Genomic DNA, 24,465 nt, shown 5'->3' on the forward strand with positions numbered 1-24,465 from the left:
TTTAAGAAATAACGTTTAATTTTTCTAATGTTCTTCTAGCAGATAATTGTTCTGCTGCTTTCTTCGTCTTGCCTTCACCAATTTCATAGCCTTTATCATTCACATGAACTTGTACGGTATAATAACGTGCATGAGAAGGCCCCTCTTCTTTTAGTAATTCATAACGAATGTTCACATTCCCATTTCTTTGGAAATATTCTTGTAATTCTGTTTTAAAATCACCAACTAAAGTAAATCTTCCATCTTTCATTTTCGAAATAATGACTTGTGTTAGAAATTGACTAGCACCTTCAAAACCTTGGTCTAAATAAATAGCACCCACAAAAGCTTCAAATACGTCGCAGAGAACTGCTGGATTTTCATGTCCTTTTGAAGCACGTTCTCCCTTTCCTAATAAAAGATACTTATCTAACTCACACTCTTTTGCAAGTGTCGACAAACTTTCTTCACAAACGATTTGCGCTCTTAATTTTGTTAACTCGCCTTCTTTTTTCGTTGGCATTTGACGGTATAACCAATTAGAAATAAATAATTCTAAAACGGCATCACCTAAAAACTCAATACGTTCATTATAAATTCCTTTGCACTCTTTATGTTCATTTGCATAGGATGAATGAGTTAATGCTTCTTTTAGATAGTTTTCATTTGTAAATTGTATTTGAAAGTCTTTCTTTATTTTTTCTTTAAATTGTTCGATTGAATACATGCCCTTCGGCTCCTTATCATTTCTCTATCTCCCTATTATAAAAGGTTTGATAAAACATTACAAACGATTTTATAATAGTGGCGTATTCTAAGACGTAAAGCAATAGAAAAGACTTTTACAGATTGTAGCAAGGTCGACAGCAGCCTCGCCTTGCGAGTCTCATGTCTAAACTTTGAGCCTTGGTCTCAAAGTTTCCCTGTAATATTATCCAAAGATGGCTAATATTACTACTGCTACAATAAAAGTCTTTTCTATTGCTTCACTTTTATTTTCCAGTAATTTTTAAATCAACCTCTAGAATTTTCTTTGATAAATTTTCCAGATAAAAATTTCTTACGTAACAAATTTAAAGTAAATAGAACTTTTCTCCGTAGCCGAAGTAAAATTAGCTTCTCAAGCTAATTTTTACAGGAAATTTTGAGACCTTGGCTCAAAATTTAGGCATGAGACCGAAGGGCTGCTGCCGTCCTGGCTACTTTTAGAAAAGTTCGTTTTACTTTAAATGCCATTAATAATATCTAAACAAACGTATACATTTATTATCCTTAAAAATATTTATTATAATTTACGAAAAGTTTTAAAGTAACTTCTAGTTAAGTATCAAAAATAGAAGTTAATCTGGGACTAAAATTTATGTTAGAATTAAGTATGAGACAAATGATGTTATGGAACGATGAAACATTAACATTTAACGTTATCTGATCGTATTGAAATTGAATTAGGTATTACAAAAGGTTCGAGACTATTTTCCAAAAGGAACTTATTTTGATGAATATACACAGGAAAATATTTACCACTTTGAATATCAAAAAAGAAAGAACGAAATTTGTCCTTTCTCGATTTTAGCTTTTCTTCAACCCACTACAGTTAACTAAATTATGTGTTTTGTCTCACCTTTATTATATTTTTTCAAGCAATTCTTGTATCATTCTATTTAGTTCATCTATCTTCTCAGATTGTTTCTCTAGTAATAATCTTTGACTAGATAATTCGTCTTGGAGTTTATCAAGTTTTATCTGTTCATCTAGATTATCTTTTACAAAAAAGTTTGTCAAGGCACTTGTTAACATTCCTATTGTACCAATCCCTACCAACATTAATAAAACAGCTATCCATTTCCCAAAAAGGGAAACTGGAACAATATCACCATAACCAACAGTGGTTACTGTCACAAGAGCCCACCAAAGACTATCTGAGAAGGATTTTTCTTCAACTACAGATAAAATTGAACTTCCTACTAGCACGATAAAGATATTAACATACAAGATATAAATCAGGCCATTTGTCCGTAAGAATCTACTAATTTTTCTTTCTAATTTACCTGTAAGTCCAATTATTCTAAGTAAACGAGTCAGTTTCAGTAATTTTGTCAGCCTTGCTAAGCGGAAGATACGCCCTAACCGAAATACTGTAAAAATAGCATTTAAAGGGAGAATAGCCAATAAATCAAAAATATTTTCTAGAATAAAACGCCATTTTCTTTTAGTCGTAAAAAAGCGCCAACTATAATCAATTACAAAAACAGCCCAGATTACTAAATCAATAATACTATAAGGGGGGTTGTCCAAATCAATTATATCAGCAAATCCAAGTAATACCAGAATAACAGAGATTAAAGCTAGTAAAATAATTGTTGTGTCATAATAATCTGCAAAAAACCATTTTTTCTTCAAATTTTTACTCTCCTTACTTTCTATCCTATTATTACTCAGCTTTAATTCAATAATTATCTCTCCGATGACCAACTTCTAGAGTAGCAACGACTAATTCAGTGTCTACAATTTGTACGATAAATCGATAATTACCAATTCTATAACCCCATTGACCAACTCGATTACCAACTAAAGCCTTTCCATGTCGTCTTGGGTCTTCCAAAACATTAGTTTGTAAATAGTTTGTAATTAGCTTCTGCGTATAACGGTCCAATTTTTTCAAATGCTTGATGAAACGTCTTGTTGGAACTAATTTATACAAATTATTCTTCCTCCAAGCCTAAATCATGCATCATTTCTTCCCAAGTAATAGGTTCAACTCCTTTTTCCAAGTCGTCTAAATACTCTTGATAGGCTGAATCTGCTACACGAGCGTCGTATTCGTCTTCTAAAGCTTCAAGAGTTTTGGTGCGGATAAGTTCCGATAGGGAAACTTCTTCAAACTTATCCATTGCTTTCATAAATCTTTTATCAGCTTCAGAAACTTTTAATGTAATAGTAGTCATCTTTTATACTCCCTTTTCTAAGGGTAACACCATTGTATTACTTTTTAGGTATTCAGTCCATTTAAAAAGAACATCTTCTCTTGTTTATTTTTTATGTTGAATGTTTAACTTCCATTTCTTACGTAACAAATTTAAAGTAAAAAGAACTTTTCTCCGTAGCCGAAGTAAAATTAGCTTCTCAAGATAATTTTACAGGAAATTTTGAGACCAAGGCTCAAAATTTAGGCATGAGACTCGCAAAGCGAGGCTACTGCCGTCCTGGCTACTTTTTAGAAAAGTTTCTTTTTACTTTAAATGCCATTAATGATATTTAAACAAACGTACACATTTATTATCCTTCAAAAATAAATATGATTAAAATCATTCAAGAATATCTATCGAGTCATACTCAATATCTTCTAATTCTTGCTTACGATGTGTTATCATAATAACCATTGTATTTTCTAATTTAGATAAACTATTTAAAATCATTTTCGAACTGGCAATATCGATATTTGAAAAACTTTCATCTAATAAAATGATAGGATTTGGATTAACTAATAACCTTGCAATCGCAACTTTTTGCTTTTCTCCACCTGACAAATCATTTATATCTTTAGTTAGATCAATATTTAATTGTTCAATAATTTCCTTAAAATTATCTGACTCATCTTTTCCTAATAAAATATTCTCCTTGATACTTGTATCAAACATATAACCTTGTTGTCTTAAATAACTAAATAAGTTATCTGTATTGTATTGTTTAATATTATCCCCATCAATCAAAATGCTACCTTTTTTTGGTTCTAATTGCTGTAATAATAACTTGAAAAGTGTGGACTTTCCTTTACCAGAAGCCCCATTCAAAACATACCATTTTCCTTTATCTAATTGTAAATTAACATTGCTAAATAATACATGATCTGTTGTATAACCAAATTCTAAATCTGAAATAGTAATATTATCCCACGATAATATACGTAGTTTTTCAATAGTTTTATCATCACTTTTTTCAAACTTATCAATTTTATCTAACAGTTGAACTGAAGAATGAATAATAGTCATATATTGATTAATCGCAGAAATTGAATCAAATAATTTCATTGCTAAATCAGTTGTAGTAAGAATTGCACCAACTAAGATTAACTGATTTATTATCAACAGCCCCGTTACAAATATGACTGATAATTGACTGATTACATTCAATAGAAAAATAATAAATGTAACTTTACTCGTTTCTTTAGCAAGTAATACTCTACTATTCTTAATTTTAAATAACTCTTGACTAAAGGAATCCTGATAAAAATTTAATGCCCCAAATTCTTTTAGAACATCAATTCCTGTTATCATATTATTAATTTTATTCAAGTAACTTTTATTTGCCTCAGCAACATGATTTCCTGCATTAGACACCATTTTTTTGGTCATTACCGGGATAAAATATAATACAATTGATAATGCAAGACTAACAATAAATAATAAATAATGGACGTAAAATAAAGCAATTAAAGATAAAATAGCACGCAACATAAATTTTATCATACCAAAAATACTTCTTAGTACTTTATTTTCAATCATATTTACATCATTTTGAAGAAATGACTCAATTTCCTTTTGTTCTTGACCGTTAATATAGTTAGCTTTAATCTTCCAAGAAGCATCTGACATATCACTACGCATCTTATTACATATGTTTTGAATAACAATTTCTTGATAAATTGTTTGATAGTAAGAAATGATTAAACTAATAATCCATAATCCCAAAATAATAAATACTTCAATCATGAATACCTTTACATTTTTTTGAATGAGATATTCGGCTACCTTTGTCATTCGTAAGGCAGCATAAACTTGTAAGCCAGATACGGTAAATAAACCTGCTATATTTAACAGAAATCCTAACATCTCTCTTCTTAAATATTTAATCATTTCGATCCTCCTTAAAAAATGGGTCGTATTCTAACACGTAAAGCAATAAACAAGACTTTTACAGATTGTAGCAAGGTCGACAGCAGCCTCGCCTTGCAAGTCTCATGTCTAACCTTTGAGCCTTGGTCTCAAAGTTTCCCAGTAATATTAGCCAAAATGGCTAATATTACTACTCTACAATAAAAGTCTTTCCTATTGCTTTACTTTTTATCTTTCAGTGATTTTTAAATTAACCTTTAGAATTTTCTTTCATAAATTTTCCAGATAAAAATTTCTTACGTAACAAATTTAAAGTAAAACGAACTTTTCTAAAAGTAGCCAGGACGGCAGCAGACCTGCGGTCTCATGCCTAAATTTTGAGCCAAGGTCTCAAAATTTCCTGTAAAATTATCTTGAGAAGCTAATTTTACTTCGGCTACGGAGAAATGTTCTTTTTACTTTAAATGCCTTAAGAGCAGTTTAAATAATATTACATTCCTTTTTTACGATAGCCTTTTACATAGTATTGGTTTTTCTCTTCATTAAACTCCAAAATTTCTACTAAGGTATTTTGTTGGAGTTGTGAAAGTTTTTGTGCTTCGTAAACTTCTACCCATTCTTCATAATGGTCCATTTCTGCTTTCATTTGAGCTCCAAGAAATTCTCTCAATCGCTCAATATCTGTTGGATTCTCAGCAGACATTACTAACGAAGGATAAGCATTCGGTTGAAATTCTCCAACAATTAGATCAGATTTATTATAAATCGTTACCATCGGAATAGTTTCCATCTCTAATTCCTCAACTAATTCATGAACCGTTTTTTCATGCATTAAGAAATTCGGAGATGATGCATCTACTACATGCACTAATAAATCAACATCCGCACTCTCTTCTAAAGTTGACTCAAATGCGTGAATTAAAGTCGTTGGTAAATCTTGAATAAATCCAACAGTATCCGTTAATGTCACATCATAGTGATCGGCTAAATCAACTTTTCTTGTTAAAGGATCTAAAGTTGCGAATAATTGATCCATCTGGTACGTTCCTGCATCTGTTAATTGGTTTAGAATTGTTGATTTTCCAGCATTTGTATAGCCAATTAATCCCATTCTAAAACCATTCGAACGATTTCTCTTCATTCTTGAACGTTGACGATGTAGTTTTGTCTGTTCTAATTGTGCTTCAATATCTGAAATTTGTTTACGAATATGTCGTTTATCCGTTTCTAATTGAGTTTCCCCTGGTCCTCTTGTTCCGATTCCCCCACCTTGTCTCGATAAGGCTGTACCTTGTCCTGACAAACGTGGTAATAAATAATTTAATTGAGCCAGTTGTACTTGAAGTTTTCCTTCTTTTGAACGAGCACGCATTGCAAAAATATCTAAAATTAATTGAACACGGTCAATAATTCGTGCCTTAATTGTTTCATTTAGATTTTTCGTTTGAGAACCTGTTAGAGATTGGTAGAAAACAATTAAATCAATTTCTAATTCATCGACTAAATGACTAATTTCTTCTACTTTCCCTTTACCAATCATTGTACGACCACTATACGTTTCTCTTTTTTGAGTCACTGTTACGACAACTTCTCCTTGAGCGGTATCCACTAATTGCTTCATTTCTTCTAAAGCATATTGAAATTGCTCATCCGATTGTGTTGTTTGAACTGCTACAATCATGACTCTTTCTTTTGTGTTTTCCATTTATTCACTTCCCAGTAAAAACTGCTGACAATCTAAAACAACTTGAGAAATTGTGTTAGGATTTTCTACTAAATCATACCAATGTACAGCTTCAAATCGGTTTCTAAACCAAGTTAATTGTCTTTTGGCATATCGTCTAGAGTTTTGTTGAATTTTTTGAATGGTAGCTTCTTTTGATAATTGACCTTCAAAATAATCCACCCATTCTTTATACCCAATTCCTCGAATGGATTGAACATCTAATCCTTTTACTGCATCATATAATTGTCTAGCTTCCTCTTCTAAACCATTTTGCATCATCATGTCTACTCTTGTATCGATTCTTTCATAAAGGACTGCTCTATCCGTTGATAATCCGATAATATAGGCATCAAAAATAGCTTCTTTTTGTTGTTGATCATTAGCTGAAAATGGCTTTCCACTTGCATGTGTCACTTCTAGCGCTCGGATAACTCGTCTCGTGTTATTCGGATGAATATTTTCAGCACTAACAGGATCGACTTCTTTTAATTGCTCCCACATTGCAAGAGGTCCAATTTCTTCTAGTTCTTTTTCCTTTTCTAGTCGGTAAGCTGGATCATTGGAATCTTCTCCACTAAAATGAAAATCAAATAATAATCCTTCAATATACAATCCTGTTCCACCAACAATAATTGGAAGTTTTCCACGGCTTGCAATCTCTTGAATCGCTTCTCTTGCCATTTGTTTGAAATCACTAGCGGTATATTCTTCTTTGACGTCACAAATATCTAATAAGTAATGAGGAATCCCTCGTGCTTCTTCAGGAGTTACTTTAGCTGTTCCAATATCCAATGTTTTATAAACTTGCATTGAATCGCCATTAATGATTTCCCCATTTAATTGTTGTGCTAATTCGATACTAAGAGCTGTTTTTCCAACACCAGTTGGGCCAACAATAACAATGATTTTTTGTTTTTCTACCATACTACTCCTTTATTTTCGAACGAAGCTCAAGAGCTTTTTGTGGATAATCTGTAAAAATCGCTTCTACATTAAGTTCAAAACAATGTTTCATCTCTTCTTCTTGATTCACTGTCCAAACTCGTTTTGGATAATGTAAATGAATCTCAAAGGATTCTTTTAATAAGCGAAAATCCGGATGAACGGCTTCAAATTTTACTTCTTCGAATACAAAATTTGCCATTTCTACAGTTTCATATAAAAAGGCAATTTCTTGACTTGGTCGTAATTGTTTCATTTGAATAATGCTTCTAGGATTAAAACTAGAATAAATAATCACAAAGTTTGGTTGCAGTTTTTCTTGTAAAGCCACACATTTTTCAACAATCCCAGCATATTCAATTTGATCCGTTTTTAATTCAATATTTAATTCACCTTTGAAATCCAATTCCTTTAACAATTGGAATACTTCTTCCAATGTCGGAATTTTTTCTCCAGTATATGATTTATCGAACCAACTACCTGCATCTAATGCTTGAATTTCTTCTAATGTTAAGTCTTGAATAGAACCACTACCATTCGTCGTACGATCTACTGTTTCATCATGAATCACGACTAATGCTCCATCTTTTGAAACATGAACATCTAATTCAATTCCATCACTTTGAACACGCACTGCTTCTTGAAAAGCAGCTAATGTATTTTCAGGATGAGTTCCTCTACTTCCTCTATGTGCAAAAATTTTAGTCATTTGCAATCACCTGTTTCTTTTGGTCTTTATTTTGTTGACGAATTTTTTGAGACAATGCAATTAATTCTGCTGCATGTTGTTTTGTTAATTCTGTCATTTTTTCTCCAGACAACATACGTCCGATTTCTTCAATCCGTTTCTCTTCTTCTAATGTTGTAAGAGTTGTACGTGTACGCTCGTCTTTTTCCATTTTTTCAATGAAAATATGAACTCCCGCAATACTTGCCACTTGTGGTAAATGAGTAATACATAATACTTGAGCAAATTCTGAAATATAATGCATTTTATTCGCAATGGCTTGAGCCACTCGTCCACTAACTCCTGTATCTACCTCATCAAATACAATTGTTCCCACTCCATGCTTACGCACAAAGATTGTTTTCATAGCAAGGGTAATTCTAGATAATTCCCCACCAGATACAATCTTTTGTAGTGGTTTAACAGGTTCACCTTTATTCGTTGAAATATAGAAGTATACTTCATCCATACCCGTTTCAAGTAGTTGTTCAGTTGGTAAGACACGAATTTCAAAAATAGCTTGTTCCATATATAATTCGTGTAACTGTGTTTCTATCTTTTCAGCTAATTCAAGGGCAATTTCCTGTCTTTGTTTCGTCAATTCAAGAGCTACTTCTTTTGCTTTTTGTTCGATTTGTGCTTTTTCTTGAATCAATGTTTCAATAATACTTTCTTTATTTTCAATTTGATTTAATTGAGCTTGTGCTTGTGCTTGGAATTCTAATATTTCTTCTGCATTATCTCCATATTTACGTTTTAACTGATAATAAACATCTAAACGTTCTTCAATATAAGCTAATCTTTCTTCATCATATTCTGCATGATCTAATTCATGACTCATATTAGAAACCGCATCTTGTAATTGATAATAAGATTCTTGTAATTGCTGGTGCAATTGTTTATAGTTTTCACCAATTCCTTCTAAAAATCCTATTTCTTGAGAAGCTTGACTAATCGCATCTACTGCAGAATATTCTTCCGTTTGTAACACTGATAGAGCGGACATTAAGTGTTCTTGAATTTTTTGGAAATGAGTAAAATATTCCTTCTCTTGAACTAATTCTTCCTCTTCTCCAATATAAATATTTGATAATTCAATTTCTTCTACTTGAAATTTTAATAAATCAATTTTTTGAGCATCTTCTTTTTCAGCCGTTTGTAACTTTCTTAATTGCTCTTGAATACTACAGTAATGTTCATAATACACACTATAAGAATCTTTTAATGATTGCAATTTTTGCCCAGCATATGCATCTAAAAGGCCCAAATGATGCTCTTCATTTAATAATAAGAAATGTTCATTTTGCCCATGAATATCAATTAAATACGGCCCAACTTGTTTTAATAACGAAACGGTAACCATTTGTCCATTAATGCGACAAGTGGATTTACCTGTTTGATATAATTCACGTTGAATCATGATTTCATCATTTTCAATTTCAATTCCTAATGCTTCGATATTTCTTTTTGTCTCTTCAGAATCAATAGTAAAAACTGCTTGAATTGTCGCTTTTTCACTGCCATATCGAATCATTTCTAAACTAGCACGTTCTCCAGCGAGTAATCCTACTGCATCAATAATAATTGATTTACCTGCACCTGTTTCCCCAGTTAATACCGTCATGCCTTTTTCAAATTGACAGCGAACTTCTTCAATAATTGCAAAATTTTTAATAAACAATTCTTGAATCATCGTTCCACCTCTATTTTAGATTTTTTAATTGTTGATGAGCTTCTTTCACAACTGTTTGTATACCGTTTTTCCAATCATATGGAGAAGTAACTGTTTCATGTAATTGCAGATGTGCTAAAAACTCAATATTTCCACTTCCTCCCGTAATTGGAGAGAAAGTTAGTTGATTTACAGAAAAACCAATTTGTTCGCAATATTCTAGAATTTCTTCTAGTACATCTTGATGAACTTTTGGATCACTAACAATTCCTTTTTTCCCAATACGTTCTCTTCCTGCTTCAAACTGTGGTTTAATCAGTACAAGAACGTCACCATCCATCTCTAAAATATCTTTTAATGGTGGTAAAATTAATTTTAAGGAAATAAACGAAACATCAATCGAAGCTACTTGAGGTTTTCCTTTTGTAAAATCTTCAGGCTTACTAAAGCGGAAATTAACTCTTTCCATGACTTCTACTCGTTCGTCTTGTCTTAACTTATAATCTAATTGATTATATCCAACATCTAATGCATAGCTTAATACAGCACCATGTTGTAAAGCTGCATCCGTAAATCCACCTGTTGAAGCACCAATATCTAATAAGATTTTACCTTCTACACTTACATCAAAAGTTGCGAGTGCTTTTTCTAATTTCAACCCACCTCTTGAAACATAGCGAAGGATTTCTCCTTTAATATATAGTTCAGTTGTAATCGGTATTTTTTCGCCAGGTTTATCATAGCGAATATGTTTCACAGCATCTACAATTTGTCCTGCCATGACAAGTCTTTTCGCTTTTTCCCTAGAATCTGTCAATCCTTGTTGTACGACTAGAAGGTCTACTCGTTCTTTTTCCATTCTTTCTCCTTTAAATCTCTACATATGAGAGAATTTTTATAAATATTTCTTGTACTTGTCTTTGAACCGTTGTTTCATTTAGAATAGATAGAATCGCTTGTTTTGCCTGGTTAATTTCTTGTTCTAAGGCAAGTTTTGCTCCATCAATTCCTAAAATGCTAGGATACGTATTTTTTTCTAATGCTGCATCTTGTCCAGTAATTTTACCTGTTTTTTCAGAATCCCAGCAAACATCTTGTAAGTCATTTTGAATTTGAAAAGCTAAGCCAAAATGCACGCCAAATTTTAAAAGAGCTTCTTCATAAGGTGTTTCATCATCTAATACGAGTAATCCTAAACGAATCGCAGCTAATAATAATTGTCCTGTTTTATCTGCATGAATTTGTTTGAGTTGCTCTAATGTAATTTCTTGATGTTCACTTGCAATATCTCTCATTTGACCTGTTATCATGCCACTAGCTCCAGAAGCTGAGCCTAATACTTGAATGGCACGAACTTTTTTTGCATCCGATAATTGACATTGAGCTAATTCTTCAAATGCAAGTGTTAGTAAAGCATCTCCTGCTAAAATGGCAGTTGCTTCATCAAATTGCTTGTGAAGTGTTAACTTGCCACGACGATAATCGTCATTATCCATTCCTGGTAAGTCATCATGAATTAATGAATACGTATGAATCATTTCTAAAGAAGCTGCTACTGGTAACACTTTTTGAAGTTCTACTTTTTCTAAATGACTGATTAAAAGTACTAATAATGGACGAATTCTCTTTCCTCCACTACTACAAGCATATAGCATAGCTTCTTTCAATCTTGTTGAAATATTTGGAATTTCATCTATTCGAGTTAATAAATAGTTTTCTATTTCTTGTTGCCAATATGAAATCATTTCACTCATGAGTTACTCCATTAATCTTCTTTTACAACAATCATTTTGCTGACTGTTTCTTCTGCTTTTGTTAATGTTTCATTGCAATATTGACTTAAAGCCATTCCCTCTTGAAATTTAGCAATGGCTTCGTCCAAAGGAACATCTCCTCTTTCCAATTGTTGTACAATTTGTTCTAATTCACTCATTGCTTCTTCAAATTTTTTCTCTTTCTTTACCATAATTGATTTCCTTTCTCTACAGAAGTCACTTTAGAACGAACTGTTCCATCGACTAATTGAATCGTTAATTCTTGATTTACTTCTAACTGGTCAACACTTTTAATAATTGTTTCCTCTTGTTGTAAAATCCCATACCCACGATTCATAATTTTTAATGGACTTAATAAGTCTAATTGCTGAATCGCTCTTTGGAATTGTTGTTTTTTATCCTTCATCAATTGACCTTGTGCTTGTTCTAAACGTTTTGCTAAATATTGGAGTGCCTGTTTTTCCGTTTGCACTCTTCTACTTGGTGAACCTAATTCTAAACGATGTTGATTTTTTACTAATTGTTGACGTTTGTGCTGAACACTTTGTTGCATCATTTGCTGCAATCGCATTTCTAATTGATCCACTCGTTGTTGATAGACTTGATAAATCCTTTCTGGATTTTGGAAAATACTTGCATTCGATAATGCTTGCATTCTTTCCCGTTTGATTTGTAATTGTCGAGATAACGCTTGTTCCAGACGTGTTTGCAAATTTCTCAATTGTTGATGAATTTCCATTAAAACAGGCGTTGCAATTTCTGCAGCAGCCGTTGGAGTGGCAGCTCTCATATCAGATACAAAGTCAATTAATGTCGTATCTGTTTCATGCCCTACACTTGAAATAACTGGAATCGACAACTCAGAGACTCTTCTTACAACAGGCTCCTCATTAAACGCCCACAAGTCCTCAATCGATCCACCACCACGTCCAATAATGACAACATCATAATCTTCTTGTTCTACTAAGTCTAAATTTTTCAAAATACTATTGACTGCATGAACTCCTTGTACAACTGTTGGATATAAGACTAATTGAACAATAGGAAATCTTCGAGCCACTGTTGTTTGAATATCTTGAATAACCGCACCTGATTCACTCGTTAAAATCGCAATTTTTTTAGGGAATTGAGGGATTGGCTTTTTAGGAAGAGAAAATAAACCTTCAGCTTCTAATTTCTTTTTCAATTGTTCATAGGCTAAATAAAGAGCCCCAACTCCATCCGGTTCCATATGTTCAATATTAATTTGGTACTGTCCTGATTTTTCAAAAACAGAAACTTTACCAATCACTAATACTTTCATCCCTTCTTCAGGACGGAATTGAATTTTTTTAAAGGCAGATTGAAACATTGTTGCAGAAATAATTGCATTTTCATCTTTTAAACTAAAATACTGGTGAGTCGGACGTAAACGGAAATTTGAAATTTCCCCAGTTAGATATACTCTTCCAAGATGAGGATCTTTATCAAATTTATATTTTATATATTTTGTTAATGCCGAGACTGTTACATATTCTTCATTCATAAATGTTTTCCCTCTTACATGCATTAAGATACGTCTGCTCTAATAACATCGCAATGGTCATTGGACCAACTCCACCTGGTACTGGAGTAATGGCACTTACTTGATCTTTAACGCCATCAAAATCCACATCTCCAACGATTTTTCCAGATTCTAATCGATTAATACCTACATCAATGATGACAGCACCTTTTTTTACATGTTCTCTCAAAACTAAATTTGGTTTTCCAACCGCACTAATAATAATATCTGCACGAGCAATTTGTTTCTCTAAATCTTTTGTTCGACTATGACAAACGGTTACTGTTGCCCCACGATTTAAGCCTAATAAAGCCATTGGACGACCAACAATCGTACTTTGTCCAATTACAACCATTTCTTTTCCAGTAAGGTCAATTTCATACTCTTCTAATAATCGAATGATTCCTTTTGGCGTACATGGGACAATACTTTCATCTTTTTGAAGTAATTTTCCTAAATTTACAGGATGGAAGCCGTCTACATCTTTTTCGGGAGTAATGGTTTCTAATACGGTCTGGCTATCAATCTGTTTTGGTAATGGTAATTGAACTAAAATTCCATGAATAGCATCATCTTCATTTAGTGTTTTAATTTTTTCTAATAACTCTTCTTGAGTAATAGTCTCAGGTAATCTTTCAACAATCGAATGAAATCCTACTTCATTTGCAGCACGTTCTTTATTTCGTACATAAATTTGACTAGCAGGATCTTCTCCTACTAATAATACGACTAAACCGGGTTTTACTGCCTGTTCTTCTACTTTTTGTTTCAATTCTTGACGAATTTTTAAGGCTAAACTTTTACCATCTAATACAATCGCCATTTACTCACTCCTTTAAATAAAAAGTTGAGCAAAAAGTATACCTGAAAGCATATCATTGCTTCAGAGCGCCTTCTTGCTCAACCTTCTATACTGACTTACCCTTCAACAAAGTTTGATAAGACACCATTAATAAATTTCGCTGATTTTTCATCACTATATAATTTTGCAATTTCAATTGCTTCATTCAATGCAACTGTTTGAGGAACTTCCAATTCAGGTGAACGTATTTCGCAAACTGCTACACGCATAATCATTAAATCTAAGCGAACAATTCGACTTAATTCCCATCCTTTTAAATGTGACGAAATTAAAGCGTCAATCTCTTCTAACTGATTTTGAACCCCTTGGATTAAATCTAATGAATAATGAATTTCTGGAAACTCATCTAATAATGCTTCATTAGAGTATAATTCTTCATCAAATGATTGCTCATCATGTAATACGTCTAACGCTAAGCGAACAGCATCAAAAGAGTTTAAATCTTTACAAATATCCATTTGATACAAAGCTTGAATAGCAATAATACGTAGTGCACGTCTTTTTAATGGGTTACGACTCACTCTTCATCCCCCAATTCGAAAAATTCTGAATCAACATTTTTTGCTGGAATAATTGTTTGAACATGAATATTTACTTGAGAAATTTCTAATTCACAACTAAATAATAATTGTTCTTTAATTTTATTTTGTAATAATAAGGCTAATTTTGGAATGGATACTCCATAGTCCACATTGCCATATACATCAAGAATAAATTCCCCTTGTTCTTGTGTTAAATAAGCTCCTTTTGCTAATTCTTCACGTCCAAAAATTGTATTTACACTTGATTTAATAATTCCAGATAAAGGATGGAATCCTTCCACTTTAGAAGCAACAATTCCTGCAATGCTCTCAATCACTTCAGGGGCAATTTCAATAGCACCTAAAACAGCTGTTTGATTTGTATATTTTTCCATAATGAACCTCCTTTTACAAAGATTCTGAATCGCTATCTGTCTCAATGAGCATCACGAATCATGATCTTCACTCTCTTTTACAGTTTACCATGATTTTACTTCTATCACAACTCACAAGGTAATTTCTTATAAAATAATCAATTCACGCGGAACTTGTTGAATCACTTCGCCACCAGTCGGAGTAATAATGATATCATCTTCAATACGAACGCCACCAACACCTGGAATATAAATTCCTGGTTCATTTGTAATTACATTTCCTGGAACAAATGCTTGAGTCGCTAAACGACTTACATTTGGGGCTTCATGAATTTCTAACCCAATTCCATGACCAGTTGAGTGCGTGAAGTATTCTCCATATCCTTTACTTGCAATATAGTCACGAGCAATTTTATCTAATTCAACCCCAGTTTTACCTGGTCCTGCTGCTGCACTTACTAATAATTGAGCTTGTAATACAACATCATGAATTTCTTTCAATTGATCTGTTGGTTCCCCTACAGCAATTGTACGAGTCATATCAGATACATAACCTTGATAGTAACATCCAAAGTCTAATGTTACTAAATCTCCTGTTTCAATTAATTTTTCACTAGCAACACCATGAGGCATTGAAGAACGAACACCACTCGCAATAATTGTATCAAATGAAACTCCAGATGCTCCTTGTTTTCTCATGAAGAAATCTAATTCATTAGCGACTTCAATTTCACTCATACCAGGTTTTAGTACATTTAAAATATGTAAAAAGGCTGCATCTGAAATCGAACATGCTTTACGAATTGTTTGAATTTCTGCTTCATCTTTAATTTCACGAATTTTTTCTACTAATCCTTGAGTTGGAACTAAATCTGTATCAAATTCATCTTCAAAAACTTCTAACATTGAAACCGATAAGTGATCCGCTTCAAAACCAACATGTTTTAATCCATGTTTTTCAATTAATTCACGAAATACACCTAACCAACCTGTTTTATGTTCAATCACTGTAAATCCTTGTGCTTGTTTTTGAGCTTGTTGTGTATAACGTGCATCTGTTACAAAATATGCTTCATTTAATGTAATTAATGAAAAACCTGTTGTACCAGTAAAATTCGCTAAATAACGTAAATTATATGGACTATAAACAATTAATCCATCAATTTCTAAATCCTTCATCGCATTTCTTACTTTTTCAACTCTAATCATATAATCACCTTCCAAAATCTTTTGTGTAACCTAGTATAACAAAAAAACTCAATAATATATATGATTTTTAAGAAAAAAATAACTTTTTTAGGTTTGCCTAACTTTTTCGACACAAAAAACAACTACAACAAAATGTCATAGTTGTTCTTCGTCATTTAAAATTTTCTAAATCTTTCTAAGCGTTGGCTTACTAATTCTTCTTTTGATTTTGTACGCCATTCTTTTAAAGAGTGGAATAAAGAAGTTTGAAGTTCTGTCGCTATTTTTTTAAACGAACGGTTTTTCTCTAAAATAATTTTATCGACAATTCCTTCTTCCAATAATTCCTTACTTGTAAACTTCATTAATTCACTTGCTTGTTCAGCTTTGGTACTATCCTTCCACAAAATAGAAGCAAAGCCTTCTGGAGATAAGATAGAGTAAATAGCATATTCCATCATCCAAACTTCGTTGGCAACTGCCAATGCAATGGCTCCACCACTTCCACCTTCCCCCATTAAAATGGCAATGACCGGAACGGTTAAATGACTCATCTCTTGAAGATTTTTAGCAATGGCTTCCCCGATCCCTCTATCTTCAGCACTTTTACCACAAAATGCTCCAGCTGTATTAATCATCGTAATAATTGGTCGATTGAATTTTTCAGCTTGCTTCATTAGTCTTAAACTTTTTCGATAGCCTTCTGGATGAACTTGTCCAAAATTACGCTCAATATTTTCTTTTAACGTATGACCTTTTTGCATTCCTATAACTGTAACTGGAATTTCTTTTAAACGAGCAATTCCTCCAATAATGGCAGCATCATCTGCAAAAAAACGATCTCCTTTTAATTCAATAAAGTCATCAAAAATTTCGTCAATCCATTCTTTAGTAGTTGCACGATTAATATCACGTGCTTTTTGGACGATTTTCATTGGTTTCATCTGAATTCCTCCTCTAAAGAATGTAGACTAAGAATAGTTTTTAATGTTTCTTTTAGCTGAGTACGATGAATAATGGCATCAATAAATCCATTTGCCTGTACAGTTTCAGCTTGTTGGAAATCATCCGGTAACTTTTCTTTCATCGTTTGCTCAATCACACGTTTACCAGCAAAACCCACGATAGCTTTCGGTTCACTAATAATAATATCCCCTTGCATCGCAAAACTTGCTGTGACACCACCCGTTGTAGGATCTGTCAAAACAGTGATGTATAATAGTCCTGCTAAGTGATGCGCTTGAACCGCTGCACTTATTTTTGCCATTTGCATTAAAGAAAAAATTCCTTCTTGCATTCTTGCTCCACCTGAAGCTGTGCAAACAATAATTGGTAACTTTCTCTTTATTGCTTCTTCAAAAGCTAGAGTAAGTTTCTCACCCACTACTTGACCCATGGATCCCATCATAAAATAAGGATTCATAATAGCTAAAACAAATGGAAACTGACTAATTTTTGCAAGCCCAACCGTTACAGCTTCTTGTTCACCTGTTGTTTGTATGGCTTTTTGTTGTTTCAAATCATACCCTGGAAACTCTACAGGTACTTTCATCTTTGTATCAACAAACCATTCTTCAAACTCATCTGTCATAAAAGCAATTCTTTGTTTCGGTGTTAACCTAAAATGATAATCACAATTTGGACAAATTTGAAATTCCCCAATATCATCCAAATATACCGTTTTTTGACATTGAGGGCATTGAATCCATTTTCCATCGGGAATCATTGGAGCTTTTTCAGATTCTACTACATCAACAGGGGTTTGTTTTAATGAAATATAAGGACGTTTTTTAAATAAACCCATCTAATCACTCCTTTATGGACGAGACTCATTAAACCATTCTGGTAAGAATTTTTCTTCTACAACATTTGTCGTATAATCTCCTCTTTCAAAGAAAGGTGTCACTAATAAATCTTGTAAAAATTCTTTATTTGTCTCTACGCCTTCAACTACTAATTCTTGAAGCACTCGTTGCATTTTTGAAATAGCTTGAGTTCGACTTGGTGCATGTACAATTAATTTTGATAACATGGAATCATAAAATGGTGGAATTTTATAACCAGAATATAAGGCAGATTCAATTCTTACACCTAAACCTCCATTTGGTTGATGTAAGACTTCAATCTTACCTGGAGAAGGTCTAAAGTTTTCTCTCGGACATTCTGCATTTAAACGACATTCAATCGAGTGTCCTTTAATATGAATATCATCTTGAGTAAAGCTTAATTTTTCCCCATACGCTACTTTTAATTGCCATTCTACTAAATCAATTCCTGTAATCATTTCTGTAATAGGATGTTCCACTTGAATACGAGTATTCATTTCCATAAAGTAGAAATTTTTATCCTGATCTACTAAAAATTCAATCGTACCCGCATTTTCATAACCTACTGATGTTGCAGCTAACACGGCTGCTTGCCCCATTTTTTCACGTAATCCATTATCTAAATAAGGACTTGGTGCTTCTTCAATAATTTTTTGATTTTTTCGTTGTAAAGAACAATCACGTTCTCCTAAATGAACAACATTACCATGAGAATCTGCTAAAATTTGAAACTCAATATGTTTGGCAGGATAAATGATACGCTCAATATACACTTCTTCATTTCCAAATCCTTGAAGAGCTTCTTGTTGAGCAGCAAGAAATTGTTTTTCAAATTCATCAATTGTTTGAACTTTACGAATTCCTTTTCCTCCACCACCTGCAACAGCTTTAATTAAAAGAGGGAATCCAATTTTTTCTGCAATTTTCAAGCCTTCTTCCACTGTAGGAACAACCCCATCACTACCTGGTATAACGGGAACTCCTGCTTTCATCATTTGTTTACGAGCTTGTGCCTTATCCCCCATCATTTGAATAACATGTGCGCTAGGTCCAATAAATTTCACTTGACACTCCTCACACATTTTTGCAAATTTAGGATTCTCAGATAAAAAACCAAACCCTGGATGAATGGCTTGTGATCCAGTTAATACAGCTGCACTTAAAATATTTTCCACATTTAAGTAAGATTCTTTACTAATATTTTTACCAATGCAAACAGCATAATCTGCTAATTGTACATGTAGTGCTTCAGAATCAGCCTGAGAATAAACTGCTACTGTTTCAATTTGAAGTTCTCTACATGCACGAATTAATCGACAAGCAATTTCTCCACGATTCGCAATTAAAATTCTTTTAAACATAACTTACCTACCAATAATAAAGGTTAACTCCGCTTCACAAACAACTTTACCATCTACAAAGGCTTTTGCTTTACCAATTCCTGCATATTCTTTTAATTTAAGGATATCCACTTGAAGGGTTAAAACATCACCCGGTGTGACTTTTTTTCTAAATTTCACGTGATTTAATCCGCCTAAATAAGCTGTTTTTCCTTTAAAACTTTCTAATGATAATAATGGAATTGAACCAGCTTGTGCTAGAGCTTCCACAATTAAAACTCCTGGTAAAACAGGTTCCCCAGGGAAATGCCCTTGAAAAACATGCTCATTATACGTTACATTTTTAGTAGCCACTACGTGCTCACCCGGAATTAATTCTTCAACTCGGTCAATATATAAAATCGGAAAACGATTTGGAATTAATTTCATTACATCTGTTACTGTCATTACACTCATGATGAACCTCCTAAATTTTCTTTAAAGCAAATAATTCTTGCCCATAATCTACCATTTGTCCATTTTCAACAAGTACTTCTACTACTTCACCTGGAAAATCTGCAGTAATTTCATTCATAATTTTCATAGCTTCAATAATACATACTGGTTGTCCAACTTGAACTTTATCTTGTACTTGTACAAAAGTAGGATCATCTGGAGAAGGTGCTAAGTACACAATCCCCACAATTGGACTTTTAATATACTGTAAATCTTCTTTTGCAACTGTTTCTTGAACTTCAGGAACTTTTGCAACTACCGTTTCAGAAACAATCTCTTTTGTAGGTACTACTGCCACCGGCTTCTCTTCAATAGTCTCAGCAACTTTTTTAGAACCACTTACTGGATAATTTTCACGTTTAGAAAGTTGAAGATCTACTCCCTCTTGTTGTAAATGTAATTCCATTAAACTTGAACTATCGAATAATGAAACAATGGCTTTTAAATCCTCTATATTCATACATTACCCTTTCCACTTTTTAAAGCATAATACTGCATTATGTCCACCAAATCCTAGTGAATTACTAATGGCAACATTTACTTCCTTTGCTACCCCCGTTTGAGCTGTAACATTTACAGAACATGCTTCATCTTGTTCTTTTACATTAATCGTTGGTGGAATAAAGTCCTCTCCAACTGCTTTGATACATGCAATTGCTTCAATAGCTCCTGCAGCACCTAATAAATGTCCTGTCATTGATTTTGTACTTGAAACATGTACATGATCTGCTGCATCTTTTAAAGCATAGCGAATCGCTGTTACTTCAGAAGAATCATTTGCAGGAGTACTTGTTCCATGAGCATTAATATAATCTACATCACTTGGAGATAATTGCGCTTCATCCAAAGCATGTAAAATAGCTTTCCCTGCACCACTACCATCTGGTGTTGGTGCTGTCATATGATAAGCATCAGCTGTTGCTCCATAACCAACGATTTCAGCATAAATCGTTGCTCCTCTTTTTTGAGCATGTTCTAAACTTTCTAAAACAACAACCCCTGCTCCTTCCCCCATCACAAAACCATTACGGTTTTTATCAAATGGAATGGAAGCTGCATTTGGATCCTGACTATTACTTAATGCTGTTAAAGCAGCAAATCCAGCAATACCAATTTCACAAATCGTTGCTTCTGAACCACCAGCTAAAATCACATCAGAATATCCATGTTTAATATTTCTAAATGCTTCTCCAATCGCATGACTTCCACTTGCACATGCTGTTACAATTGAAGAACAAATTCCTCTAGCTCCAGTTTTCATTGAAATATTTCCAGCAACCATATTTCCAATTGTCATTGGTACAAATAATGGTGCAACTCTTGTAGGACCTTTTTCATGCATTTTAATAATTTGTTGTTCCATCGTTGGAAGACCTCCAATACCAGAACCAACAATTACTCCAAAACGATCAAAGTCTGTATTTTCTGTTGTAATCCCACTATTTTCAACGGCTTGTAACGCTGCAGCAATTCCATATTGGCAAAATAAATCCATACGTTTTGCTTCTTTACGGTCCATATATAAAGTAGGATCAAACCCTTTTACTTCTGCTGCTACATGAACATCAATATCTTTCGTATCAAATTTTGTAATGAAATCTATCCCATTCTTACCATTTTTCAATCCATCCCAGTAACTGGCAACATCATTTCCTAATGGCGTAATAGCCCCCATTCCTGTAATGACAACTCTATTCATGATTTTCCTCCTTTACATGTATAAACCACCGTTAATTTGTAGTACTTGTCCTGTCATATATTTCTGTTCTGCTAAATACAAACAAGCTTCAGCAATATCTTCTACTGTTCCAAATTTACGCATTGGAATTTGTTTTTCCCATTCCTTACGTATTTTTTCTGGAAGTGCTTGTGTCATTTCAGTATCAATATAGCCAGGTGCAATCGCATTGACCGTAATACCTCTTGATCCAATTTCTTTAGCTACTGATTTTGTTAATCCAATAATGCCTGCTTTACTTGCAGCATAATTAACTTGCCCTGCATTACCAGATACACCAACAATACTTGTCATATTAATAATACTTCCTGATTTTTGACGTACCATGTATGGACTAGCAAAACGAATGAGGTTAAAACATCCTTTTAAATTAATATCAATGACATCATCAAAATCTTCTTCTTTCATTTTCAATACTAATCCATCACGTGTAATCCCAGCATTATTGACTAATACATCAATTTTTGAAAACTTTTCAATTGTTTGTTCCACTAAACTTTCTGCAACTTCAAATTTTGAAATATCACCAACAATAGTTAGTACTTCTCCAGGATATGGAGTAAATAAATCTAATACATCTTGACTAATTTCTGAAGTTGCATTGAGTACAATATTAGCTCCTTCTTTTGCAAAAGCTAATGCAATGCCTAATCCAATTCCTCTTCTACTTCCAGTTACAACGACTGTCTTATCGATAAATTTCATATACTCTCCTCTTTCATTCTACGTAATTCTTGTACTGTTTGATCCAATTGTTTGATTGATTCTGTTTGAAGTACAGTTACTTCGATTGAATGACTTTTGGCAATTTGTTTTATCATTTGAGATAAACTTTTTCCAGGTCCAATTTCTACAAACACTCGTACACCTTGTTCTAACATCCATTCAACATTTTGTTTCCATTTAACTGAATGTGTAATTTGTTGTGTTAGTATTTCTACTTCAATTGGAGTAGAATGTTGTACTCCAGTTACATTACTTAATACTGGAATACTTGGTGTTTGAAACGGAATTGTTTGTACAAAGTCACTAAATTTTTCTACTGCTGGAGCCATTAATTCAGTATGAAAAGCTCCACTTACTGGAAGAACAACGGCACGTTTTGCTCCTTGTTCTTTTAATTTTTCTACTGCGATTTCAACAGCATCCTTTTTTCCACCGATTACTAGTTGCCCTGGTGTATTATAATTTGCAGGCGATACTAATAATTCTTGTTGTTGTAATTCTTTACATACCTTTTCAATGACTTCATCTTCTAATCCCAAAATAGCAGCCATTGTACCAGCATTTTGATTAGCTGCCTCTTGCATCCATTCTCCTCGTTTTGAAACAAGCTTCAATGCTGATTCATAACTTAATGCACCACTTGCCATTAATGCACTATATTCCCCAAGAGATAGACCGGCAACGATATCTGGATGAAATCCTTCTTCTTCAAGAAATTGTAAAATAAGCTTAGAAACAAATAATAATAATGGCTGTGTATACTTTGTTTCATGAAGTTTTGTAGAATGTTCATCTTCTAATAGTTCTAATACTGAAAAATCTAATACCTTTTGTGTTTGTTCTAATAAATTCTGACCCTTAGGATTTTCTAGAAATTCTAACCCCATTTGAGGTTTTTGACTTCCTTGTCCCGGGAAAATAAAAGCCGTTTTCATAAGCACTCCTTATATTTTGAAGTTCAAAATAAAATTTCCTTAAAAAAATTAGAATCCAAAACGTTTCATTTGTTCTTGAATCGTTTTTTGAGATTCAACCATTAATTCATCAATAATTTCTTTACAAGTTTCTTCTTTTTGAATTAAACCAGCAATTTGACCTGCCATCATCGATCCCATTTGAGTGTCACCTTCGACAACAATTCGTCTTAAAGCTCCTTTTCCGATTTCTTCTAATCGCTCAAAATCAGGATTTTCTTTACTAGTTTCTTCTTTTTCTGCTTGTAAATAAATTTTTGTTAATTTATTTCTCAATACACGGACTGGATGTCCTGTAATTTGACCTGTAATAACAGTATCAATATCTTTTGCTTTAATCACTGCTTGCTTGAAGTTCTCATGAGCAGTAGATTCTTTTGCAACTAAGAATCTAGTTCCTAATTGTACTGCTTCAGCCCCTAACATAAAGGCTGCCGCCATTCCACGTCCATCTCCAATACCACCAGCAGCGATAACTGGAATAGTTACAGCATCGACAACTTGAGGTAATAATGCGATAGTTGTTGTTTTACCAATATGACCTCCAGCTTCCATCCCTTCAATGACGACAGCGTCAGCCCCAGCTTTTTCCATACGTTTTGCTAAAGCAACAGAAGCCACTACTGGAATTACAGTAATACCTGCCGCTTTAAATTTATCCATATATTTTCCAGGATTTCCAGCTCCAGTACAAACAACTTTTACACCTGCTTTGCAGACTACGTCGACAACTTCATCAACAAACGGACTTAATAACATAATATTCACACCATATGGTTTATCCGTTAATTGCTTCATTTCATCAATAAATCCTTGTACAACTGGACCAGGAGCATGACCACATGCAATAATTCCTAGTCCACCTGCATTGGATACTGCACTTGCAAGTGACGGATTAGCAACCCATGCCATTCCGCCTTGAATGATAGGATATTGGATACCAAGTAATTGACAAATTTTTGATTCCATATAACTCATTCCTTATTATTTTTCTGCTAATTGACTATCAACGTATTTTACTAAATCTTCTACTGTTTCTAATCCATCTTCTGTATCAATTTTTACATCAAATTCATCTTCAATATCATTAATGATTTGGAATAAATCTAAGCTATCAGCATCTAATTCATCTTTTAAGCTAGTTGATAATTGTACTTCTTCTTTTTCTTTTCCTAATTGCTCTGTAATAATTTCTTGAATTTTTTCGAATGTCATGTTTGTTTCC

Annotated in this window: 27 protein-coding genes; all 27 read right to left on the reverse strand. The window is 33.2% G+C overall.

Annotation, left to right across the window (positions count from 1 at the left end; all coding sequences use genetic code 11):
* Position 1: 1 nt before the first annotated feature.
* The 27 genes from rnc to RWM24_RS03990 all read right to left on the reverse strand — a co-directional run bounded on the left by rnc (position 2) and on the right by RWM24_RS03990 (position 24,455).
* The gene (gene rnc, locus RWM24_RS03860) at positions 2–706 is read right to left on the reverse strand and encodes a ribonuclease III (protein ID WP_314111761.1); all 705 of its coding nucleotides are present in this window, start codon (positions 704–706) and stop codon (positions 2–4) included.
* A gap of 899 nt (positions 707–1,605) precedes the next feature.
* Positions 1,606–2,379, reverse strand: a complete 774-nt coding sequence (locus RWM24_RS03865; protein WP_314111764.1) for an ion channel — start codon at positions 2,377–2,379, stop codon at positions 1,606–1,608.
* Between the two features lie 46 nt (positions 2,380–2,425).
* Positions 2,426–2,680 carry a type II toxin-antitoxin system RelE/ParE family toxin gene (locus RWM24_RS03870; RefSeq protein ID WP_314111767.1) on the reverse strand — a complete coding sequence of 85 codons (255 nt, stop codon included), beginning with the start codon at positions 2,678–2,680 and terminating at the stop codon, positions 2,426–2,428.
* 1 nt (position 2,681) lies between these two features.
* Entirely contained in the window at positions 2,682–2,924 is a 243-nt protein-coding gene (relB, locus tag RWM24_RS03875; protein WP_314111768.1) for a type II toxin-antitoxin system RelB family antitoxin, read from the reverse strand.
* 360 nt (positions 2,925–3,284) lie between these two features.
* Positions 3,285–4,808, reverse strand: a complete 1,524-nt coding sequence (locus RWM24_RS03880) for an ABC transporter ATP-binding protein (protein WP_314111772.1) — start codon at positions 4,806–4,808, stop codon at positions 3,285–3,287.
* Positions 4,809–5,301: 493 nt separating this feature from the next.
* Positions 5,302–6,516 (reverse strand): GTPase HflX, encoded by a 1,215-nt coding sequence (gene hflX, locus RWM24_RS03885; protein ID WP_314111775.1) that lies wholly within the window; start codon positions 6,514–6,516, stop codon positions 5,302–5,304.
* Entirely contained in the window at positions 6,517–7,461 is a 945-nt protein-coding gene (gene miaA / locus RWM24_RS03890; protein ID WP_314111776.1) for a tRNA (adenosine(37)-N6)-dimethylallyltransferase MiaA, read from the reverse strand. It lies immediately after the preceding gene.
* Position 7,462: 1 nt separating this feature from the next.
* Positions 7,463–8,188 carry a glycerophosphodiester phosphodiesterase gene (locus RWM24_RS03895; protein WP_314111777.1) on the reverse strand — a complete coding sequence of 242 codons (726 nt, stop codon included), beginning with the start codon at positions 8,186–8,188 and terminating at the stop codon, positions 7,463–7,465.
* Positions 8,181–9,899: a DNA repair protein RecN gene (recN, locus tag RWM24_RS03900; protein WP_314111779.1), complete on the reverse strand. Its 1,719-nt coding sequence runs from the start codon at positions 9,897–9,899 to the stop codon at positions 8,181–8,183. The genes RWM24_RS03895 and recN overlap by 8 nt, the downstream gene beginning before the upstream one ends.
* A gap of 10 nt (positions 9,900–9,909) precedes the next feature.
* Positions 9,910–10,737: a TlyA family RNA methyltransferase gene (locus RWM24_RS03905; protein WP_314111780.1), complete on the reverse strand. Its 828-nt coding sequence runs from the start codon at positions 10,735–10,737 to the stop codon at positions 9,910–9,912.
* A gap of 10 nt (positions 10,738–10,747) precedes the next feature.
* Entirely contained in the window at positions 10,748–11,632 is an 885-nt protein-coding gene (locus RWM24_RS03910) for a farnesyl diphosphate synthase (protein WP_314111782.1), read from the reverse strand.
* Positions 11,633–11,643: 11 nt separating this feature from the next.
* Entirely contained in the window at positions 11,644–11,844 is a 201-nt protein-coding gene (locus RWM24_RS03915; protein ID WP_006702549.1) for an exodeoxyribonuclease VII small subunit, read from the reverse strand.
* A complete protein-coding gene (xseA, locus tag RWM24_RS03920; protein WP_314111785.1) occupies positions 11,838–13,178 on the reverse strand; it encodes an exodeoxyribonuclease VII large subunit in 1,341 nt (446 codons plus the stop codon). Before xseA ends, RWM24_RS03915 begins: the two co-directional genes overlap by 7 nt.
* The gene (gene folD / locus RWM24_RS03925) at positions 13,171–14,019 is read right to left on the reverse strand and encodes a bifunctional methylenetetrahydrofolate dehydrogenase/methenyltetrahydrofolate cyclohydrolase FolD (RefSeq protein ID WP_314111788.1); all 849 of its coding nucleotides are present in this window, start codon (positions 14,017–14,019) and stop codon (positions 13,171–13,173) included. The genes xseA and folD overlap by 8 nt, the downstream gene beginning before the upstream one ends.
* Positions 14,020–14,114: 95 nt before the next feature.
* Positions 14,115–14,579 (reverse strand): transcription antitermination factor NusB, encoded by a 465-nt coding sequence (gene nusB, locus RWM24_RS03930; RefSeq protein ID WP_314111790.1) that lies wholly within the window; start codon positions 14,577–14,579, stop codon positions 14,115–14,117.
* Complete coding sequence (locus RWM24_RS03935; RefSeq protein WP_314111793.1) at positions 14,576–14,974, reverse strand: Asp23/Gls24 family envelope stress response protein; 399 nt, start codon at positions 14,972–14,974, stop codon at positions 14,576–14,578. Before RWM24_RS03935 ends, nusB begins: the two co-directional genes overlap by 4 nt.
* A gap of 126 nt (positions 14,975–15,100) precedes the next feature.
* Entirely contained in the window at positions 15,101–16,162 is a 1,062-nt protein-coding gene (locus RWM24_RS03940; protein ID WP_314111796.1) for a Xaa-Pro peptidase family protein, read from the reverse strand.
* Positions 16,163–16,317: 155 nt separating this feature from the next.
* Positions 16,318–17,085 (reverse strand): acetyl-CoA carboxylase carboxyl transferase subunit alpha, encoded by a 768-nt coding sequence (accA, locus tag RWM24_RS03945; RefSeq protein ID WP_314111798.1) that lies wholly within the window; start codon positions 17,083–17,085, stop codon positions 16,318–16,320.
* A complete protein-coding gene (gene accD / locus RWM24_RS03950; protein ID WP_314111799.1) occupies positions 17,082–17,945 on the reverse strand; it encodes an acetyl-CoA carboxylase, carboxyltransferase subunit beta in 864 nt (287 codons plus the stop codon). The genes accA and accD overlap by 4 nt, the downstream gene beginning before the upstream one ends.
* 12 nt (positions 17,946–17,957) lie before the next feature.
* The gene (gene accC / locus RWM24_RS03955) at positions 17,958–19,328 is read right to left on the reverse strand and encodes an acetyl-CoA carboxylase biotin carboxylase subunit (RefSeq protein WP_314111801.1); all 1,371 of its coding nucleotides are present in this window, start codon (positions 19,326–19,328) and stop codon (positions 17,958–17,960) included.
* A 3-nt stretch (positions 19,329–19,331) separates the two neighbouring features.
* The gene (gene fabZ / locus RWM24_RS03960; protein ID WP_006702538.1) at positions 19,332–19,763 is read right to left on the reverse strand and encodes a 3-hydroxyacyl-ACP dehydratase FabZ; all 432 of its coding nucleotides are present in this window, start codon (positions 19,761–19,763) and stop codon (positions 19,332–19,334) included.
* 10 nt (positions 19,764–19,773) lie between these two features.
* Complete coding sequence (gene accB, locus RWM24_RS03965) at positions 19,774–20,262, reverse strand: acetyl-CoA carboxylase biotin carboxyl carrier protein (RefSeq protein WP_314111803.1); 489 nt, start codon at positions 20,260–20,262, stop codon at positions 19,774–19,776.
* 3 nt (positions 20,263–20,265) lie between these two features.
* On the reverse strand, positions 20,266–21,501 hold the full coding sequence (gene fabF, locus RWM24_RS03970; protein WP_314111806.1) for a beta-ketoacyl-ACP synthase II: 1,236 nt from the start codon (positions 21,499–21,501) through the stop codon (positions 20,266–20,268).
* Between the two features lie 12 nt (positions 21,502–21,513).
* On the reverse strand, positions 21,514–22,245 hold the full coding sequence (gene fabG / locus RWM24_RS03975) for a 3-oxoacyl-[acyl-carrier-protein] reductase (protein ID WP_314111809.1): 732 nt from the start codon (positions 22,243–22,245) through the stop codon (positions 21,514–21,516).
* Positions 22,242–23,201, reverse strand: coding sequence for an ACP S-malonyltransferase (fabD, locus tag RWM24_RS03980; RefSeq protein ID WP_314111811.1), 960 nt, complete (start codon positions 23,199–23,201; stop codon positions 22,242–22,244). Before fabD ends, fabG begins: the two co-directional genes overlap by 4 nt.
* A gap of 48 nt (positions 23,202–23,249) precedes the next feature.
* Positions 23,250–24,209 (reverse strand): enoyl-[acyl-carrier-protein] reductase FabK, encoded by a 960-nt coding sequence (fabK, locus tag RWM24_RS03985; protein ID WP_314111813.1) that lies wholly within the window; start codon positions 24,207–24,209, stop codon positions 23,250–23,252.
* Positions 24,210–24,224: 15 nt separating this feature from the next.
* On the reverse strand, positions 24,225–24,455 hold the full coding sequence (locus RWM24_RS03990) for an acyl carrier protein (protein WP_314111816.1): 231 nt from the start codon (positions 24,453–24,455) through the stop codon (positions 24,225–24,227).
* Positions 24,456–24,465 lie beyond the last annotated feature (10 nt).

Source organism: uncultured Granulicatella sp., from assembly GCF_963516875.1.
GTDB lineage: Bacteria > Bacillota > Bacilli > Lactobacillales > Aerococcaceae > Granulicatella.

Bases quoted from the DNA above. Each gene is read 5' to 3' on its own strand.
- xseA (WP_314111785.1), bottom strand. From the start codon at position 13,178: ATGAATGAAGAATATGTAACAGTCTCGGCATTAACAAAATATATAAAA.
- RWM24_RS03880 (WP_314111772.1), bottom strand. From the start codon at position 4,808: ATGTTAGGATTTCTGTTAAATATAGCAGGTTTATTTACCGTATCTGGC.
- RWM24_RS03940 (WP_314111796.1), bottom strand. From the start codon at position 16,162: ATGATTAGAGTTGAAAAAGTAAGAAATGCGATGAAGGATTTAGAAATT.
- accC (WP_314111801.1), bottom strand. From the start codon at position 19,328: ATGTTTAAAAGAATTTTAATTGCGAATCGTGGAGAAATTGCTTGTCGA.
- accA (WP_314111798.1), bottom strand. From the start codon at position 17,085: ATGAAACCAATGAAAATCGTCCAAAAAGCACGTGATATTAATCGTGCA.
- RWM24_RS03990 (WP_314111816.1), bottom strand. From the start codon at position 24,455: ATGACATTCGAAAAAATTCAAGAAATTATTACAGAGCAATTAGGAAAA.
- accB (WP_314111803.1), bottom strand. From the start codon at position 20,262: ATGAATATAGAGGATTTAAAAGCCATTGTTTCATTATTCGATAGTTCA.
- RWM24_RS03915 (WP_006702549.1), bottom strand. From the start codon at position 11,844: ATGGTAAAGAAAGAGAAAAAATTTGAAGAAGCAATGAGTGAATTAGAA.
- RWM24_RS03910 (WP_314111782.1), bottom strand. From the start codon at position 11,632: ATGAGTGAAATGATTTCATATTGGCAACAAGAAATAGAAAACTATTTA.
- fabD (WP_314111811.1), bottom strand. From the start codon at position 23,201: ATGAAAACGGCTTTTATTTTCCCGGGACAAGGAAGTCAAAAACCTCAA.
- RWM24_RS03905 (WP_314111780.1), bottom strand. From the start codon at position 10,737: ATGGAAAAAGAACGAGTAGACCTTCTAGTCGTACAACAAGGATTGACA.
- recN (WP_314111779.1), bottom strand. From the start codon at position 9,899: ATGATTCAAGAATTGTTTATTAAAAATTTTGCAATTATTGAAGAAGTT.
- fabG (WP_314111809.1), bottom strand. From the start codon at position 22,245: ATGAAATTTATCGATAAGACAGTCGTTGTAACTGGAAGTAGAAGAGGA.
- hflX (WP_314111775.1), bottom strand. From the start codon at position 6,516: ATGGAAAACACAAAAGAAAGAGTCATGATTGTAGCAGTTCAAACAACA.
- folD (WP_314111788.1), bottom strand. From the start codon at position 14,019: ATGGCGATTGTATTAGATGGTAAAAGTTTAGCCTTAAAAATTCGTCAA.
- fabF (WP_314111806.1), bottom strand. From the start codon at position 21,501: ATGAATAGAGTTGTCATTACAGGAATGGGGGCTATTACGCCATTAGGA.
- RWM24_RS03895 (WP_314111777.1), bottom strand. From the start codon at position 8,188: ATGACTAAAATTTTTGCACATAGAGGAAGTAGAGGAACTCATCCTGAA.
- fabK (WP_314111813.1), bottom strand. From the start codon at position 24,209: ATGGAATCAAAAATTTGTCAATTACTTGGTATCCAATATCCTATCATT.
- fabZ (WP_006702538.1), bottom strand. From the start codon at position 19,763: ATGAGTGTAATGACAGTAACAGATGTAATGAAATTAATTCCAAATCGT.
- rnc (WP_314111761.1), bottom strand. From the start codon at position 706: ATGTATTCAATCGAACAATTTAAAGAAAAAATAAAGAAAGACTTTCAA.
- miaA (WP_314111776.1), bottom strand. From the start codon at position 7,461: ATGGTAGAAAAACAAAAAATCATTGTTATTGTTGGCCCAACTGGTGTT.
- RWM24_RS03935 (WP_314111793.1), bottom strand. From the start codon at position 14,974: ATGGAAAAATATACAAATCAAACAGCTGTTTTAGGTGCTATTGAAATT.
- relB (WP_314111768.1), bottom strand. From the start codon at position 2,924: ATGACTACTATTACATTAAAAGTTTCTGAAGCTGATAAAAGATTTATG.
- accD (WP_314111799.1), bottom strand. From the start codon at position 17,945: ATGGGTTTATTTAAAAAACGTCCTTATATTTCATTAAAACAAACCCCT.